This is a genomic window from Inquilinus sp. NPDC058860 (assembly GCF_042743185.1).
In the GTDB taxonomy this organism is placed as follows: Bacteria; Pseudomonadota; Alphaproteobacteria; order DSM-16000; family Inquilinaceae; genus Inquilinus.
This window is the reverse complement of the sequence record NZ_JBHYMS010000026.1, coordinates 64,818-79,368: the sequence shown is the minus strand read 5'-3', so window position 1 is coordinate 79,368 and position 14,551 is coordinate 64,818. Positions and strand designations below refer to the sequence as shown.

Below are 14,551 nucleotides of genomic sequence, written 5' to 3'. Positions count from 1 at the left end.
ATGCTCGCCGTCGAAGGCATCGATCTGTTCTACGGTGCGGCCCAGGCGCTGCGGCGGGTCTCGCTCGGCGTCGGCAAGGGCGAGGTGACCTGCCTGCTCGGCCGCAACGGCGTCGGCAAGACCAGCACGCTGCGCGCCATCGTCGGCCAGCAGCCGGTGGCGGCCGGCAAGGTGCTGTGGGAGGGCGAGGACATCACCCGCCTGCCGACGGCGGAGCGGGCGCGGCGCGGCATCGCCTTCGTGCCGCAGGGGCGCGAGATCTTCCCGCTGCTGACGGTGAAGGAGAATCTGGAGACCGGCTTCGCCGTGCTGCCGCGGCGCGAGCGGAAGATCCCGGAGGAGATCTTCGAGCTGTTCCCGGTGCTGAAGTCGATGCTCGGCCGGCGTGGCGGCGACCTGTCCGGCGGGCAGCAGCAGCAGCTGGCCATCGGCCGGGCCCTGGTAACCCGGCCGCGCCTGCTGATCCTGGACGAGCCGACCGAGGGCATCCAGCCCTCGATCATCAAGGATATCGGCCGCGTCATCGCGATGTTGCGCGACCGCGGCACCATGGCGATCCTGCTGGTCGAGCAGTATTTCGATTTCGCCCATGCTCTGGGCCAACGCCTCGTCGTGCTGGATCGCGGCGAGGTCGTGGTGGACGGGGACAAGACCGCGCTCGATGAAGACAGCGTCCGTCGTCACCTTACGGTCTGAGCCGCCGGCCCAAGCGGAGCCGACGGTGCTGCCCGTGCCGCTGGCGCGCGCCCGCGGCCGGCTGGACCTCGGCTTCAAGCGGCGCGGGGCCGAGACCGTGCTCGATGCCCTGTTCCAGGAGGGCTGCGCCAAGGCGCGTTTCCCGCGGCGCGAGGCCGGCGCCTTCGCCGGCGCCGTGCTGCTCAACACCGCGGGCGGGCTGACCGGCGGCGACCGGCTGAGCCAGGCGGTGCGCTGGGGCGAGGGCACGGCGGCGACCGTGGCCGGCCAGGCGGCCGAGCGGATCTACCGCTCGCTCGGCGACGCGGCGCGGATCGACACCCGGCTGGTGGTCGAGCCCGGGGCGCTGGCGGAATGGCTGCCGCAGGAGACCATCCTGTTCGACCATGCCCGACTGGACCGCGACCTGCAGATCGAGCTGCGCGGCGATGCGCGGTTCCTCGGGGTCGAGGCGATCGTGTTCGGCCGGGCGGCGATGGGCGAGACGGTGCGGCAGGGTACCTTGCGCGACGCCTGGCGGATCCGTCGCGACGGCAGGCTGGTCACTGCCGACGCGCTGGCGGTCGATGGCGACCCGGCGGCGGCGCTGGACCGGCCGGGCCTCGGCCGCGGTGCCCGGGCGGTGGCGACGCTGCTCTTCGCCGCGCTTGAGGCGCAGGCGTTGATCGACCCGCTGCGCGCGGCGCTGGCGGAAGCGCAGGGTCTCGCGGGCGCCAGCGCCTGGAACGGCCTCTTGGTCGCCCGCTTCGCCGCGCCGGATGGCGCCGTGTTGCGACGCGACCTGATCTCGGCGCTCGGCATCCTGCGGGCCGGTCGCCCGCTGCCGCGCGTCTGGCAATGTTGAAGATTCGGGAGGAATTTCCGTGAACCTGACCCCGCGGGAGAAGGACAAGCTGCTGATCGCCATGGCCGCGATGGTGGCGCGCCGGCGGCTGGAGCGCGGCGTGAAGCTGAACTATCCGGAGGCGGTGGCGCTGATCTCCGACTTCGTCACCGAAGGCGCGCGCGACGGCCGCTCGGTGGCGGATCTGATGGCAGCGGGCGCCACGGTCTTGACCCGCGGCCAGGTGATGGAGGGCGTGGCCGAGATGATCCACGACGTCCAGGTCGAAGCCACCTTCCCCGACGGCACCAAGCTGGTGACCGTGCACGAGCCGATCAGGTGAGGGGGATGGCGATGCTCGGTTTCGTGTCTTCTCTTCTGTCATGCCCGGGCTTGACCCGGGCATCCAGGGAATGTCGACGCTCTCTGGATTGCCGGGTCAAGCCCGGCAATGACAGGGTTGGGGTAGCCGTTGTCCGGAGGAACAGCCGATGATCCCGGGCGAACTCATTCCGGCGCAGGGCGAGATCGAGCTGAACGCCGGGCGCGACAGCATCGTCCTGACCGTGGCCAACACCGGCGACCGGCCGGTCCAGGTCGGCAGCCACTACCATTTCTTCGAGACCAACCCGGCCCTGTCCTTCGACCGGGCGGCGGCGCGCGGGCGGCGGCTGGACATCGCGGCCGGCACCGCGGTGCGGTTCGAGCCGGGGCAGACCCGCGAGGTGCGGCTGGTCGCCCTGTCCGGTGCCCGCGTCGCGACCGGCTTCCGCCAGGCGGTCATGGGGCCGCTCGATCCGGTCAAGGGCTGAGGAGGCCGACATGCCCGTTTCCATCTCCCGCGCCGCCTATGCCGACATGTTCGGCCCGACCACCGGCGACCGGCTGCGCCTGGCCGACACCGAGCTGTTCATCGAGATCGAGCGCGACCACACGATCTATGGCGAGGAGGTCAAGTTCGGCGGCGGCAAGGTGATCCGCGACGGCATGGGCCAGGGCCAGGCGACCCGGGCCGAAGGCGCCGCCGACACCGTGATCACCAACGCCGTGATCCTCGACCACTGGGGCATCGTCAAGGCCGATGTGGCGATCCGCGATGGCCGCATCGCCAGGATCGGCAAGGCCGGCAACCCGGACATCCAGCCGGGCGTCGACATCGTCATCGGCCCGGGCACGGAGGTGATCGCCGGCGAGGGCAAGATCCTCACCGCCGGCGGCATCGACTGCCACATCCACTTCATCTGCCCGCAGCAGGTGGAGGAGGCGATCGCCAGCGGCGTCACCACCCTGGTCGGCGGCGGCACCGGCCCGTCCACCGGCACCAAGGCCACCACCTGCACCCCCGGGCCCTGGCACATCGCCCGCATGCTGCAGGCGGCGGAAGGGCTGCCGGTCAACATCTCGATCTCCGGCAAGGGCAATGCCAGCCGGCCGGATGCGCTGATCGAGCAGATCCGCGCCGGCGCCTCCTCGATGAAGCTGCACGAGGATTGGGGCACCACCCCGGCCGCGATCGACTGCTGCCTCGGCGTCGCCGATGCGATGGACGTGCAGGTGATGATCCACACCGACACGCTGAACGAGAGCGGCTTCGTCGAGGACACCATCGCCGCCTTCAAGGGCCGCACCATCCACGCCTTCCACACCGAAGGCGCCGGCGGCGGGCACGCGCCGGACATCATCCGGGTGGCGGGGCTCGCGAACGTCATCCCGTCCTCGACCAACCCGACCCGGCCCTTCACCGTCAACACGCTCGACGAGCATCTCGACATGCTGATGGTGTGCCATCACCTGGATGCCGGGATTCCCGAGGACGTGGCCTTCGCCGAGAGCCGGATCCGGCGCGAGACCATCGCGGCCGAGGACATCCTGCACGACCTCGGCGCCTTCTCGATCATCTCCTCCGACAGCCAGGCGATGGGCCGGATCGGCGAGGTGATCCTGCGCACCTGGCAGACCGCGCACAAGATGAAGGTCCAGCGCGGAAGGCTGGCGCAGGAGACCGGCGAGAACGACAACGCCCGGGTCAAGCGCTACGTCGCGAAGTACACCATCAACCCGGCGATCGCGCAGGGGCTGTCGCGGCATGTCGGGTCGGTCGAAATCGGCAAGCTGGCCGACCTGGTGCTGTGGGACCCGGCCTTCTTCGGGGTGAAGCCGGAGCTGGTGCTGAAGGCCGGCACCATCTCGATGGCGCTGATGGGCGACCCCAACGCCTCGATCCCGACGCCGCAGCCGGTGCATTACCGGCCGATGTTCGGCGGCTTCGGCCGGGCCATGGCGGCCTCGGCCATCACCTTCGTGTCCAAGGCGGCGCTGGAGGACGGCATCGGCCCGCGCCTCGGCCTGGCGCGCGAGGTGGTGGCGGTCGAGGGCACGCGCGGTATCGGCAAGGCCGACATGGTGCACAACTCCGCGACCCCGGCGATCGAGGTCGACCCGGAGACCTACGAGGTCCGCGCCGACGGCGAGCTCCTGACCTGCGAACCGGCCGCGGTGCTGCCGCTGGCGCAGCGGTACTTCTTGTTCTGAGGGGATGGTGATGCGGCTCACCCATCCGAAGCGTAGGTTGGGTTCGCGTCGGCGAACCCAACATGGCTCCAATGGCACCGTCCTCGTGTTGGGTTCGCTTGCCGCGAACCCAACCTACGAAGCATTCCGGGGCATGCCATGAAGCGCTTCACCGCCGTCGTCCCGGCCGGGCGCTTCGATCCGGGCGCCGTCTCCGACCGCGTCGTGCTGGACTATGATTCCCGCCATCGCCGCCGCATCGTGCTGTATGGCGAGGCCGGGACCGTGGTGCTGCTCGACCTGTCCGAGGCGGCGCATCTGCGCGATGGCGACGCGCTCAGGGGTGAGGACGGCGGCCTGGTCCTGGTCGCGGCGGCGGCGGAGCGGCTGGTCGAGATCCGGGCCGGCAGCCAGGCGGAGCTGATCCGCATCGCCTGGCATCTCGGCAACCGGCACCTGCCGACCCAGCTGCTGCCCGATGCGCTGCGCATCCGCGCCGACCATGTGATCGAGGAGATGGTGCGCGGCCTGGGCGGCGCGGTCGTCGCCATCGAGGCGCCCTTCGATCCGGAGGGCGGCGCCTATGGCCATGGCGCGGTGCATGGGCATGCCCATGGCTGAGGGGCCCATGGCTGACGCGGCGCTGTACCGGCTGATGGCCTGGCTGTCGCCGTCCTACCCGGTCGGCGCCTTCAGCCATTCCAGCGGCCTGGAATGGGCGAACGAGGCCGGCTGGGTGGTGGACCGGCCGGGCCTCATCGCCTGGATCGAGGATGCGCTCTCGGCCGGCGCCGGCTGGAACGACGCCGTGCTGTTCGTCCACGCCCACCGCGCCGCCGCGGCCGGCGACGACGGCCGGCTGGCGGAGGTCGCCGACCTCGCCGCGGCGCTGGCCGCCTCGCGCGAACGGCAGGTCGAGACCCTGGCCCAGGGCACCGCCTTCCTGACGATCTCACGGTCCGCCTGGCCCGTGCCGGGGCTGGAGCGCCTGGCCGCGCATGTGGGCGAGACCGTCGCCTACCCGGTCGCCGTCGCCGCCTGTGCCGCCGGACATGGCATCGCGCTGGCGCCGTCGCTGACCGCCTTCCTGCACGCGGTCGCCGCCAATCTGGTGTCGGCGGCGCAGCGCCTGGTGCCGCTGGGCCAGACCGACGGCCAGCGCGCCATCGCCGCCCTGATGCCGGCGGTGGCGGAGACGGCGGCCCGGGCCGCGTCCTTGCCGGACGACGATCCCTTCACTGCCTGCGGCGGCTTGGCCGTCGCCGCCGATATCGCATCGATGCAGCACGAGACCCAGTATACGAGGTTGTTCCGCACATGACCCGCACCCAGAACGGCCCCCTCCGGGTGGGCATCGGCGGCCCCGTCGGCTCCGGCAAGACGGCGCTGATGGACGCGCTCTGCAAGGCCTTCCGCGACCGCTACGACATCGCCGCCATCACCAACGACATCTACACCAAGGAGGATGCGGAGTTCCTGAACCGCGCCGGGTCGCTGTCCTCCGACCGTATCCTGGGCGTGGAGACCGGCGGCTGCCCGCACACCGCGATCCGCGAGGACGCCTCGATCAACCTGGCGGCGGTGGCGGAGATGCGGCGCCGCTTCCCGGGCCTCGACCTGGTGCTGATCGAATCCGGCGGCGACAACCTGGCCGCCACCTTCAGCCCGGAGCTGGCGGACCTCACCATCTACGTCATCGACGTCTCGGCCGGCGACAAGATCCCGCGCAAAGGCGGCCCGGGCATCACCCGGTCGGACCTGCTGGTGATCAACAAGACCGACCTGGCGCCGCTGGTCGGCGCCTCGCTGGAGGTGATGGACCGGGATTCCCGCAGGATGCGTGGCGACCGTCCCTTCGTCTTCGCCCGGGTCCGCGGCGGCGACGGCGTGGCCGAGATCGCTTCGTTCATCGAGAAGGCGGGGGGCCTCACCAACTGAGCCGATAAACGGTTTGCCTCTCCCGTAAACGGGAGAGGCAACGCAAAGACCTACCGCGCGTCTTACCGCACGACTGCCTTCAGCGCCTCCAGCCACACGAGGACCGCCGCGGCGCCGGCGTCGGGGACGCCGATGGCGCGTTCGCCGAGATAGCTGGCCCGGCCGAGGCGCGGCATCATCCGCGCCGTGGCGTCGGTGCCGGCCGCCGCCGCGGCGACGCAGACGCCCCAGGCCTCCGCCGGCGACTTGCCGCTGGCCACCGCGGCCGAGAAGGCCTCCGTCGCCGGATGCAGCGCGTCCAGCATGGTCCGGTCGCCCGGCTTGGCCCCGCCCAGCTCGCCGATCGCCTCCACCGCGACCGTGAAGGCCTCGGCCCAGGCGGCCGGGGCGGGGACGGGATCGCCGGCCAGCCGCCGCGACGCGCGCAACAGGGCGGTGGCGTAGAACGGGCCGGAGCTGCCGCCGATCGCCCGGCGCAGCGCATCGCCGACCGCGGCCAGCGCCCGCGACGGGTCGGCCCAGGCGGCGTCGGGCAGGGCGCGGATCGCCTCCGCCGCCCGCACCATGCTGGCGCCGAGATCGCCGTCGCCGGCGCGGGAATCGAGGTCGGTCAGATGCGGCTCGGCCTTGACCAGGGCGTCGGCCACGGCGAGCCCGGCCGCCTTCAGCGCCGGGGCCAGCGGCGATGGGACGGCTTCGGCCTGGACCACCGGCGCCGGCTCCGGCGCGCGGATCCGCCGCTTCGGGCCGATCCGGCCGCCGCCCGGCCAGGCCGGGGCCTGCGCCGGCGCGTCCAGCAGGGCGATGCGCTCGTCGTCCAGCTTCAGCAGGCTCAGCGAGCAGCCGGGCATGTCCAGCGCGGTCAGGAAGTTGCCGGCCCAGGCCCGCTCCACCGCGATGCCGCGCCCGGCCAGGTCGGCCAAAGCGGCGCGGGCGACGATCGACAGCTCCATCGGCGGCGTGGCGCCCAGGCCGTTGACCAGCAGCGCCACCCTGTCGCCGCGGGCGAGGCCGCGGTCGGACACGATCGCCTGCAGGATCTCGGCCACCAGCTCGTCGGCCGGCTGCAGCGGCCCGCGCCGCACCCCGGCCTCGCCATGGATGCCGAGGCCCAGCTCGATCTCGCCGTCGCCCAGGGTGAAGCCGGGCTTGCCGGCGGTCGGCACGGTGCAGGCGCCCAGCGCCACGCCCATGGTGCCGAGATCGGCTGCGGCGGCACGGGCGAGGGCGGCGACCTCGGCCAGCGTCCTGCCGGCGGCGATCGCGGCGCCCGCCAGCTTGTGGATCAGAACGGTGCCGGCGATGCCGCGGCGGCGCGCCGGCTCGACCGTGTCGCGCAGCGCCACGTCGTCGGCCACCACCACGATCTCGACCGGGATGCCCTCGTCCTGCGCCAGCTCGGCGGCCAGGCCGAAGTTCAGCCGGTCGCCGGTGTAGTTCTTGACCACCAGCACGGCGCCCAGGGGGCCGGCGGCGGCGCGGATCCCGGCCAGCACGGCGTCGACGCTGGGGGAGGTGAAGACGTCGCCGGCGACGGCGCCGGTCAGCAGGCCGGGGCCGACATAGCCGGCATGGGCCGGCTCATGCCCGCTGCCGCCGCCGGAGAGCAGGGCCACGGGCCGAGACGCCGGCACCGGCAGATCGGCGCGGACCACCACGGCCTCCTCCTCCAGCAGGGCCAGACCGGCATGCAGGTCGACGAATCCTTCCAGCATCTCGCGCAGGACATGGCGCGGATTGTTGATCAGCTTCTTCACGTCACGGCCCTCGGTGGTCAGGTCGGGATCGGGGGAAGAACGGTTCAGCCTTCGTTTCGTTGCCACACCTCGGCCAGGGCCGGGTCGGCGCGCAGCCGCCCGGCGATCGCGGACAGCTTCGGGCATTCGGCGGCGAACCACTCGCTGCGCGGCCGCCAGCGGTTCATCACCGCGACGTAGATGTCGATGGCGGTTCGGGTGTCGCCGAGGAACCAGGGGGCGCCGGCCGCCGCCTCCATCTGCCGCCACAGCACCTTGCGGTGCTCGTCGGTCGAGGCGCGCAGCTCGGCCTTCGCCTGGTCGCCGGTGACCCAGCGGCCCGGGTCGTCGCCATAGGCCCAGGTCGGGTACAGCGCGGCGACGATGAACACCAGCCGGCGCAGGAAGGCGGGGCGGTCCGGATGGCCGGCTGGCGGGGCCAGGCCGGCGTCCGGCGCGACATCGGCGAGGTGCAGGGTGATGGCGCCGCTCTCGGTCATCACCGTGCCGTCGGGCAGGACCAGCACCGGCACCTGGGTCAGCGGGTTCAGGCGCTGCAGCATCTCGCGGTCGGACGGGTTGTCGAAGACGTCGACCGATTTGATGGCGAAGGGCACGCCGGCGAGGGTCAGCATGATCTCGCTGAGCGTCGAGCCGGTGCCGGGCTGGGCGTAGAGCGTGTACATCGGTCCTCCCCTTCGTCGCGCCCCGCACTCCTAACACGGCGCGGCAGCGCGGGATATCCGGCGTGAACGGGGTTGCGGCCGCCGGTCCGACGCTGCTCATATGCTGTCACGAAACTGTAACAATCGGAGGCTTCGGATGATGCGATTCGGATGGGCTTCGGCCCTGGCGATGATGGCGGCGTCAGGCGCGGCCCAGGCCCAGCAGGGGCCCGGCCCGGACGACAACCTCAACGCCGTGCTGTGGGACCAGACCTCGGTCGAGGCGCAGGCCAACGCCCTCGGCGCCTATGCGCTGGCCCGCATCCGGCTGGACGAGGCGCTGGCCGACCCGTCCCGCACCGCGGCGCCGGCCGAGCAGACCGGCGACTTCAAGAATTTCCCGCCGGCGGTGGTGCTCGACGTCGACGACACGCTGCTGAACACCTCGCCCTACCAGGCCCGCAACGTGGTCGAAGGCTCGGGCTTCAACCCGAAGACCTGGACGACCTACGTCAACGCCAAGATCGACACCGCGATTCCCGGCGCGGTCGAGTTCACGCAATACGCCGCGTCGAAGGGCGTGAAGGTGTTCTACGTCACCAACCGCACCAAGGAGGAGGAGGGGCCGACGGTCGAGCACATGAAGGCGCTCGGCTTCCCGATGGGCGACAACGTCGACACCTTCCTCAGCGCCAAGGAGCAGCCGGACTGGGGCTCGGCCAAGGGCACGCGCCGCGCCGTCATCGCCAAGGACTACCGGATCCTGCTCTTGGTCGGCGACAATTTCGGCGATTTCAGCGACGCCTACAAGGGCACGATGGAGGAGCGGCAGACGGCGTTCGAGGCGGCCAAGGACCATTGGGGCCGCGACTGGATCGCCATCGCCAACCCGACCTACGGCTCGTTCGAATCGGCGCCGTACAAGGGCGACTACAAGCTGCCGGCGGCGGAGCAGCGCAGGCTGAAGATCGAGGCGCTGACGCCCTGGAACGGGCAGTAGCCGTGTCCCTCGGGGCTGCGGCGGATCAGAACCCGCCGCGGCCCTGGAACGGGTGGCCGGTGAGCAGCGAGACCAGATGCGCCAGCATCAGGATCACCACCAGCGCCGCTGCCATCATCACCGGGATCACCGGGAACAGCCGCACCTCGCCCGGCGGCGGTTTGTGCCGGTCCATCACCAGCATGGCCGCGACGACCGCCAGGGCGACGGCGAGGATGATGGAGGTGTTGGTCAGGTCGAGCTGCATCGTGGCCCCGCGGTAGCATTCCCGCGGCTGCGACGGAAGCTGCGGGTTGCATCCGCGGCCGCGATTGCCGATATCGGCGCGGGCGGAGAGCGACGGGGCCGGGTGATGAAGCGCTTCTACAAGATCGTGAGTGTGGTGCCGGTGGGCGGCGGATTCGGCATCGCCCTCGACGGCAAGCCGATCAAGAGCCCGGCGAAGGCGGATTTCGTCCTGCCCAGCCGCGCTCTGGCGGAGGCGGTGGCGGCGGAGTGGGAGGCGCAAGCCGAGGAGGTTGTGCCGTCCGCCATGCCGCTGATGCAGCTGGCCGCGACGACGATCGACAAGGTGGCGCCGAATCGCGAGCTGATCATCGACACGATCGCCCCCTATGGCGGCACCGACCTCCTGTGCTACCGGGCCGAGGCGCCGGCGGCGCTGGCCGAGCGCCAGGCCGCTTCCTGGCAGCCGCTGCTCGACTGGGCGATGACCGCGCATGACGCACCGCTGGCCGCGACCTCCGGCATCGTCCACCAGGCGCAGCCGGAGGCCAGCCTGGCGGCGCTGCGCGCGGCGGTGGCGGCACAGGACGACTGGCGGCTGACGGCGCTGCACCAGACGACGGCGCTGACCGGCTCGCTGGTGCTCGGCCTGGCGCTGCTGGCCGGACGGATCGACGCCGACGAAGCCTTCGAGCTGGCCGAGCTGGACGCCACCTTCCAGATCGAGCGCTGGGGCGAGGATGCCGAAGCCACGGCCCGGCGCGCGGCGCTCAGGGCCGAGCTGCAGGCCTCGGCGCGGCTGATCGAACTGGCTGGTCAGCCGTAGGTTGGGTTCGCGCAAGCGAACCCAACGCACGACCGGGCCATGTTGGGTTCGCGTGCCGCGAACCCAACCTACCTCATCCTGTCTTCCTCAGCCGGGTCTCCACCAGCCGCGACCACAGCGTGGCGCCGACCGGCAGGATCTCGTCGTTGAAGTCGTAATGCGGGTTGTGCACCGGCACGCTGCCGCGGCCGTTGCCGATGAACAGGAAGGCGCCCGGCTTCTCCGCCAGCATGTAGGCGAAATCCTCCGACGCCATGACGATGGCGCCGTTGCCGTCGACCGCATCGGCGCCCAGCGCCTCCGCCGCGGCCTCGGCGACCCATTCCGTCTCGGCGTCGTCGTTGATCACGGGGATGACCTTGATCTGCACCTTGGGCTCGGCCCGGCCGCCGAAGGCGGCGGCGACGTCGCGGGCGATGGCCTCGATCCGAGCCTTCAGCGCCTCCAGCACCTCCATCCGCAGCGCGCGGAAGGTGCCGCGCAGCACGGCCGTGTCCGGGATCACGTTGTAGGCGTCGCCGACATGGATCTGGGTGACGCTGACCACGGCGGAATCGAGGGCGGCGATGTTGCGGGCCACCACGCTCTGCAGCGCCGTCACCACATGCGCCGCGATCAGCACCGGGTCGACCCCGGTCTCCGGCAACGCGCCATGGGCGCCGCGGCCGGCGATCTCGATGTCGAAGATGCCGCCGCCGGACATCGTCGGGCCGGGGCGGACCATCACCCGGCCGGCGTCCAGCGTGTGGAAATTGTGCATGCCGAACACGGCCTCGCAGGGGAACTGGTCGAACAGCCCGTCGGCGATCATCGCCTGGGCGCCGCCGCGGCCCTCCTCGGCCGGCTGGAAGATGAAATGCACCGTGCCGTCGAAGTTGCGGGTCGCCGCGAGGTAGCGGGCGGCGCCCAGCAGCATGGTGGTGTGGCCGTCATGGCCGCAGGCATGCATGGTGTTCGCGGTCTGCGACCGGTGGCCGAAGCCGTTCGCCTCCTGCATCGGCAGCGCGTCCATGTCGGCGCGCAGCGCGATCGCCCGCGGGTTGTTGCCGACCCTGAGGGTGCCGACCACGCCGGTCTGCCCGATCCCGGTCGCCACCTCGCAGCCGAAGGCGCGCAGCCGCTCCGCCACCAGGGCGCTGGTGCGGTGCTCCTCGAAGCCCAGCTCGGGATGGGCGTGGATGTCCCGGCGCCATTCGGTCAGCTCGTCGGCGAAGCCGGCGATCATCGGGTCGATCTTCATGGCTGGTCCTTCGCGCGGAATGTCAGACGATATCAGGACCCAAGGCCTAGCGGCTGGCAAGACCCGATCTCGCCCAGCCCGGCGCCGCATGCTATTGCAGGCGGATGACGCTTTGCGGACATCCGCGGGGGGAGAATGCGCGAGATCCTTGAGGTGCTCGAGAAGAAGCGCGCGGCGGCGCGGCTCGGCGGCGGCCGGAAGCGGGTCGAGGCCCAGCATGCCAAGGGCAAGCTGACGGCGCGCGAGCGGCTCGAAATCTTCCTCGACCCCGGCTCCTTCGAGGAATGGGACATGTTCGTCGAGCACCGCTCGCCGGATTTCGGCATGGCCGAGCAGAAGGTGCCGGGCGACGGCGTGGTCACCGGCTTCGGCACCGTCGACGGCAAGCTGGTCTTCGTCTTCAGCCAGGACTTCACCGTGTTCGGCGGCTCGCTGTCCGAGGCGCATGCCGAGAAGATCTGCAAGGTCATGGACCAGGCGATGAAGGTCGGCGCGCCGGTGATCGGCCTGAACGATTCGGGCGGCGCCCGGATCCAGGAGGGCGTGGCCTCGCTCGGCGGCTATGCCGAAGTGTTCCAGCGCAACGTCCTGGCCTCCGGCGTGGTGCCGCAGATCTCGCTGATCATGGGGCCCTGCGCCGGCGGCGCGGTCTATTCCCCGGCGATGACCGACTTCATCTTCATGGTGAAGGACAGCTCCTACATGTTCGTCACCGGCCCGGACGTGGTGAAGACGGTGACGCATGAGGTGGTGTCGGCCGAGGATCTCGGCGGCGCCGTCACCCACACCGCCAGATCCGGCGTCGCCGACCTGGCCTTCGAGGACGATGTCGAGGCGCTGCTGCGGCTGCGCGACTTCGTCGGCTTCCTGCCCTCCTCGAACCGCGCCCCGGCGCCGATCCGCCCGACCGAGGACCCGGCCGACCGGCCGGAGATGTCGCTGGACACGCTGATCCCGGCCAACCCGAACAAGCCCTACGACATGAAGGAGCTGATCGGGAAGGTGGTGGACGAGGGCGACTTCTTCGAGCTGCAGCCTGCCTTCGCCGGCAACATCATCATCGGCCTGGCGCGGATGCAGGGCCGCACCGTCGGCATCGTCGCCAACCAGCCGATGGTGCTGGCCGGCTGCCTGGACATCGATTCCAGCCGCAAGGCGGCGCGCTTCGTCCGCTTCTGCGACGCCTTCAACATCCCGATCGTCACCTTCGTCGACGTGCCGGGGTTCCTGCCCGGCACCAGCCAGGAATACGGCGGCATCATCAAGCACGGCGCCAAGCTCTTGTTCGCCTATGCCGAGGCGACGGTGCCGAAGGTCACGGTGATCACCCGCAAGGCCTATGGCGGCGCCTATGACGTGATGGCGTCCAAGCATCTGCGCGGCGACGTCAACTACGCCTGGCCGACGGCGGAGATCGCGGTGATGGGGCCGAAGGGCGCGGTCGAGATCATCTTCCGCGCCGATCTGGGCGATGCCGAGAAGATCGCGGCGCGGACCGAGGAATACCGCGAGAAATTCGCCAACCCCTTCGTCGCCGCGGCCCGCGGCTATGTCGACGACGTGATCATGCCGCACAACACCCGTCGGCGGATCTGCAAGGCGCTGGCGATGCTGGCCGACAAGAAGCTCGAGAACCCCTGGAAGAAGCACGACAACCTGCCGTTGTGACCCCGCGACACCGACCGCAGAGGCCGAGATGAGCGCGCGCTTCCGCACCCTGACGATGCTCCTGGCCGGGGCGCTGCTGCTGGCCGCCTGCGCCACCGAGGCCGGGTTCCGCAAGGGGCTCGACCAGCTGATCGGCCAGCCGAAGGACCAGCTGGTCGTGCGCTACGGCCCGCCGATCTATGAGGGGCGGACCGAGGACGGGCGGCGCTACGCCCAGTTCAACCTGTCCTGGGTGCAGACCGGCGGCGGCACCATCACCAGCCGGCCGCAGACCGCCTTCGTCCGCGGCACCTATCGCGACGGCGACGGCGACAGGCGCCGCTACACCGAGACGCGCACGGTCTATGTCGACCAATACGTGCCGCCCTATGCGATCGGCCGGCGCTGCCTGACCACCTTCTACTTCGACGCCGCCAGCCGGGTCGCCAGCTACGCCTATGCCGGCGACGGCTGCGTCGCGGTGGAGTAGAGGCTGTTCTTCACAGCAGCGGCCGCAGCGCCAGGTCCAGGCCGAGCAGCAGCAGCCCGAGGAAGAACCAGCGCCGGAACACCTCCGGCCGCACCCGCAGCCGCAGCCATTGCCCCGCGGCCATGCCCAGCAGCGCCGGGGCCAGGGCCAGCAGCGAGGTGCCGGCGGCGGCCAGCGGGAAGGCGCCGTCCCGCGCCAGGCCGGCGGCCAGGGCCAGGGTCGAGACGGTGAAGGACAGGCCCAGCGCCTGCACCAGGTCCTCCTTCTCCAGCCCCAGCGCCTGCAGGAACGGCACCGCCGGGATGACGAAGACCCCGGTGGCGGCGGTGACCAGGCCGGTGGCGGCGCCGACCGGGGCCGACCACCAGCGCTCCGCCCGGGCCGGCACGGAGAAGCGTGGCCCGGCGAGGCCGATCGCGGCGTAGAGCACCAGCGCCGCGCCGAGGGCGGTGGTGGCGCGCCCGGCGCCGGCGCCGGTCAGGAGGCCGGCCCCGGCCCAGGTGCCGAGGCAGATCCCGGCCATCATCGGCCACAGCCGGCGCAGCAGCCCGCCGAAGCGCGGCCCGGCGAAGAGCTGCCAGAGATTGGTCACCAGCGACGGCACCACCAGCAGCGCCGCCGCCTGCGCCGGCGCCATGGTCAGGCCGAGCAGCCCCATCGCCACCGTCGGCAGGCCGAGCCCGACCATGCCCTTGACGAAGCCGGCGAGCAGGAAGGTGAGGGCGACGAGGAGGAATAACGGGTCGGTCATGCC

17 protein-coding genes are annotated in these 14,551 nt (G+C 71.4%); 12 read left to right on the top strand and 5 right to left on the bottom strand.

Annotated features, from left to right (window positions below; all coding sequences use genetic code 11):
• The 8 genes from urtE (at position 1) to ureG (ending at position 5,968) form a co-directional block, all read left to right on the top strand.
• Complete coding sequence (urtE, locus tag ACFW16_RS19080; protein ID WP_380307841.1) at positions 1-696, top strand: urea ABC transporter ATP-binding subunit UrtE; 696 nt, start codon at positions 1-3, stop codon at positions 694-696.
• Complete coding sequence (locus tag ACFW16_RS19075; protein ID WP_380307839.1) at positions 662-1,540, top strand: urease accessory protein UreD; 879 nt, start codon at positions 662-664, stop codon at positions 1,538-1,540. Before urtE ends, ACFW16_RS19075 begins: the two co-directional genes overlap by 35 nt.
• Positions 1,541-1,559: 19 nt before the next feature.
• Positions 1,560-1,862, top strand: coding sequence for an urease subunit gamma (locus ACFW16_RS19070; protein WP_380307837.1), 303 nt, complete (start codon positions 1,560-1,562; stop codon positions 1,860-1,862).
• A gap of 148 nt (positions 1,863-2,010) precedes the next feature.
• Entirely contained in the window at positions 2,011-2,331 is a 321-nt protein-coding gene (locus ACFW16_RS19065; protein WP_380307835.1) for an urease subunit beta, read from the top strand.
• Between the two features lie 10 nt (positions 2,332-2,341).
• Positions 2,342-4,051, top strand: coding sequence for an urease subunit alpha (gene ureC / locus ACFW16_RS19060; RefSeq protein WP_380307833.1), 1,710 nt, complete (start codon positions 2,342-2,344; stop codon positions 4,049-4,051).
• A gap of 138 nt (positions 4,052-4,189) precedes the next feature.
• The gene (locus ACFW16_RS19055) at positions 4,190-4,651 is read left to right on the top strand and encodes an urease accessory protein UreE (protein WP_380307831.1); all 462 of its coding nucleotides are present in this window, start codon (positions 4,190-4,192) and stop codon (positions 4,649-4,651) included.
• A gap of 7 nt (positions 4,652-4,658) precedes the next feature.
• Positions 4,659-5,351 carry an urease accessory protein UreF gene (locus ACFW16_RS19050; RefSeq protein ID WP_380307829.1) on the top strand — a complete coding sequence of 231 codons (693 nt, stop codon included), beginning with the start codon at positions 4,659-4,661 and terminating at the stop codon, positions 5,349-5,351.
• Positions 5,348-5,968, top strand: a complete 621-nt coding sequence (ureG, locus tag ACFW16_RS19045) for an urease accessory protein UreG (protein ID WP_380307827.1) — start codon at positions 5,348-5,350, stop codon at positions 5,966-5,968. The genes ACFW16_RS19050 and ureG overlap by 4 nt, the downstream gene beginning before the upstream one ends.
• A gap of 62 nt (positions 5,969-6,030) precedes the next feature.
• Here the strand turns inward: ureG and ACFW16_RS19040 are convergent, their stop codons facing one another.
• Both ACFW16_RS19040 and ACFW16_RS19035 read right to left on the bottom strand, forming a co-directional pair.
• Complete coding sequence (locus tag ACFW16_RS19040) at positions 6,031-7,725, bottom strand: dihydroxyacetone kinase family protein (protein WP_380307825.1); 1,695 nt, start codon at positions 7,723-7,725, stop codon at positions 6,031-6,033.
• A 44-nt stretch (positions 7,726-7,769) separates the two neighbouring features.
• Entirely contained in the window at positions 7,770-8,390 is a 621-nt protein-coding gene (locus ACFW16_RS19035; protein ID WP_380307823.1) for a glutathione S-transferase family protein, read from the bottom strand.
• A 136-nt stretch (positions 8,391-8,526) separates the two neighbouring features.
• Between ACFW16_RS19035 and ACFW16_RS19030 the strand changes: the two genes are divergently transcribed.
• On the top strand, positions 8,527-9,369 hold the full coding sequence (locus tag ACFW16_RS19030) for a 5'-nucleotidase, lipoprotein e(P4) family (RefSeq protein ID WP_380307821.1): 843 nt from the start codon (positions 8,527-8,529) through the stop codon (positions 9,367-9,369).
• Between the two features lie 25 nt (positions 9,370-9,394).
• Here the strand turns inward: ACFW16_RS19030 and ACFW16_RS19025 are convergent, their stop codons facing one another.
• Complete coding sequence (locus tag ACFW16_RS19025; RefSeq protein WP_380307819.1) at positions 9,395-9,616, bottom strand: hypothetical protein; 222 nt, start codon at positions 9,614-9,616, stop codon at positions 9,395-9,397.
• A 105-nt stretch (positions 9,617-9,721) separates the two neighbouring features.
• On the opposite strand from ACFW16_RS19025, the gene ACFW16_RS19020 reads away from it, so the two are divergent.
• Positions 9,722-10,420: an ATP12 family protein gene (locus ACFW16_RS19020; RefSeq protein ID WP_380307817.1), complete on the top strand. Its 699-nt coding sequence runs from the start codon at positions 9,722-9,724 to the stop codon at positions 10,418-10,420.
• 73 nt (positions 10,421-10,493) lie between these two features.
• Here ACFW16_RS19020 and ACFW16_RS19015 read toward each other — a convergent pair whose 3' ends face one another.
• Positions 10,494-11,660, bottom strand: coding sequence for a M20 aminoacylase family protein (locus tag ACFW16_RS19015; RefSeq protein WP_380307815.1), 1,167 nt, complete (start codon positions 11,658-11,660; stop codon positions 10,494-10,496).
• Between the two features lie 135 nt (positions 11,661-11,795).
• Between ACFW16_RS19015 and ACFW16_RS19010 the strand changes: the two genes are divergently transcribed.
• Both ACFW16_RS19010 and ACFW16_RS19005 read left to right on the top strand, forming a co-directional pair.
• Complete coding sequence (locus ACFW16_RS19010; RefSeq protein ID WP_380307813.1) at positions 11,796-13,328, top strand: acyl-CoA carboxylase subunit beta; 1,533 nt, start codon at positions 11,796-11,798, stop codon at positions 13,326-13,328.
• A gap of 28 nt (positions 13,329-13,356) precedes the next feature.
• Positions 13,357-13,797 carry a hypothetical protein gene (locus tag ACFW16_RS19005; protein WP_380307811.1) on the top strand — a complete coding sequence of 147 codons (441 nt, stop codon included), beginning with the start codon at positions 13,357-13,359 and terminating at the stop codon, positions 13,795-13,797.
• A gap of 10 nt (positions 13,798-13,807) precedes the next feature.
• On the opposite strand, the gene ACFW16_RS19000 is transcribed toward ACFW16_RS19005, so the two are convergent.
• Positions 13,808-14,548, bottom strand: coding sequence for a sulfite exporter TauE/SafE family protein (locus tag ACFW16_RS19000; protein WP_380307809.1), 741 nt, complete (start codon positions 14,546-14,548; stop codon positions 13,808-13,810).
• Between the last annotated feature and the right edge of the window lie 3 nt (positions 14,549-14,551).

Coding starts and splice junctions, on each gene's coding strand:
- urtE (WP_380307841.1), top strand. CDS start 1: ATGCTCGCCGTCGAAGGCATCGATCTGTTCTACGGTGCGGCCCAGGCG.
- ACFW16_RS19075 (WP_380307839.1), top strand. CDS start 662: ATGAAGACAGCGTCCGTCGTCACCTTACGGTCTGAGCCGCCGGCCCAA.
- ACFW16_RS19065 (WP_380307835.1), top strand. CDS start 2,011: ATGATCCCGGGCGAACTCATTCCGGCGCAGGGCGAGATCGAGCTGAAC.
- ureC (WP_380307833.1), top strand. CDS start 2,342: ATGCCCGTTTCCATCTCCCGCGCCGCCTATGCCGACATGTTCGGCCCG.
- ACFW16_RS19055 (WP_380307831.1), top strand. CDS start 4,190: ATGAAGCGCTTCACCGCCGTCGTCCCGGCCGGGCGCTTCGATCCGGGC.
- ACFW16_RS19050 (WP_380307829.1), top strand. CDS start 4,659: ATGGCTGACGCGGCGCTGTACCGGCTGATGGCCTGGCTGTCGCCGTCC.
- ureG (WP_380307827.1), top strand. CDS start 5,348: ATGACCCGCACCCAGAACGGCCCCCTCCGGGTGGGCATCGGCGGCCCC.
- ACFW16_RS19035 (WP_380307823.1), bottom strand. CDS start 8,390: ATGTACACGCTCTACGCCCAGCCCGGCACCGGCTCGACGCTCAGCGAG.
- ACFW16_RS19030 (WP_380307821.1), top strand. CDS start 8,527: ATGATGCGATTCGGATGGGCTTCGGCCCTGGCGATGATGGCGGCGTCA.
- ACFW16_RS19025 (WP_380307819.1), bottom strand. CDS start 9,616: ATGCAGCTCGACCTGACCAACACCTCCATCATCCTCGCCGTCGCCCTG.
- ACFW16_RS19020 (WP_380307817.1), top strand. CDS start 9,722: ATGAAGCGCTTCTACAAGATCGTGAGTGTGGTGCCGGTGGGCGGCGGA.
- ACFW16_RS19015 (WP_380307815.1), bottom strand. CDS start 11,660: ATGAAGATCGACCCGATGATCGCCGGCTTCGCCGACGAGCTGACCGAA.
- ACFW16_RS19010 (WP_380307813.1), top strand. CDS start 11,796: ATGCGCGAGATCCTTGAGGTGCTCGAGAAGAAGCGCGCGGCGGCGCGG.
- ACFW16_RS19005 (WP_380307811.1), top strand. CDS start 13,357: ATGAGCGCGCGCTTCCGCACCCTGACGATGCTCCTGGCCGGGGCGCTG.
- ACFW16_RS19000 (WP_380307809.1), bottom strand. CDS start 14,548: ATGACCGACCCGTTATTCCTCCTCGTCGCCCTCACCTTCCTGCTCGCC.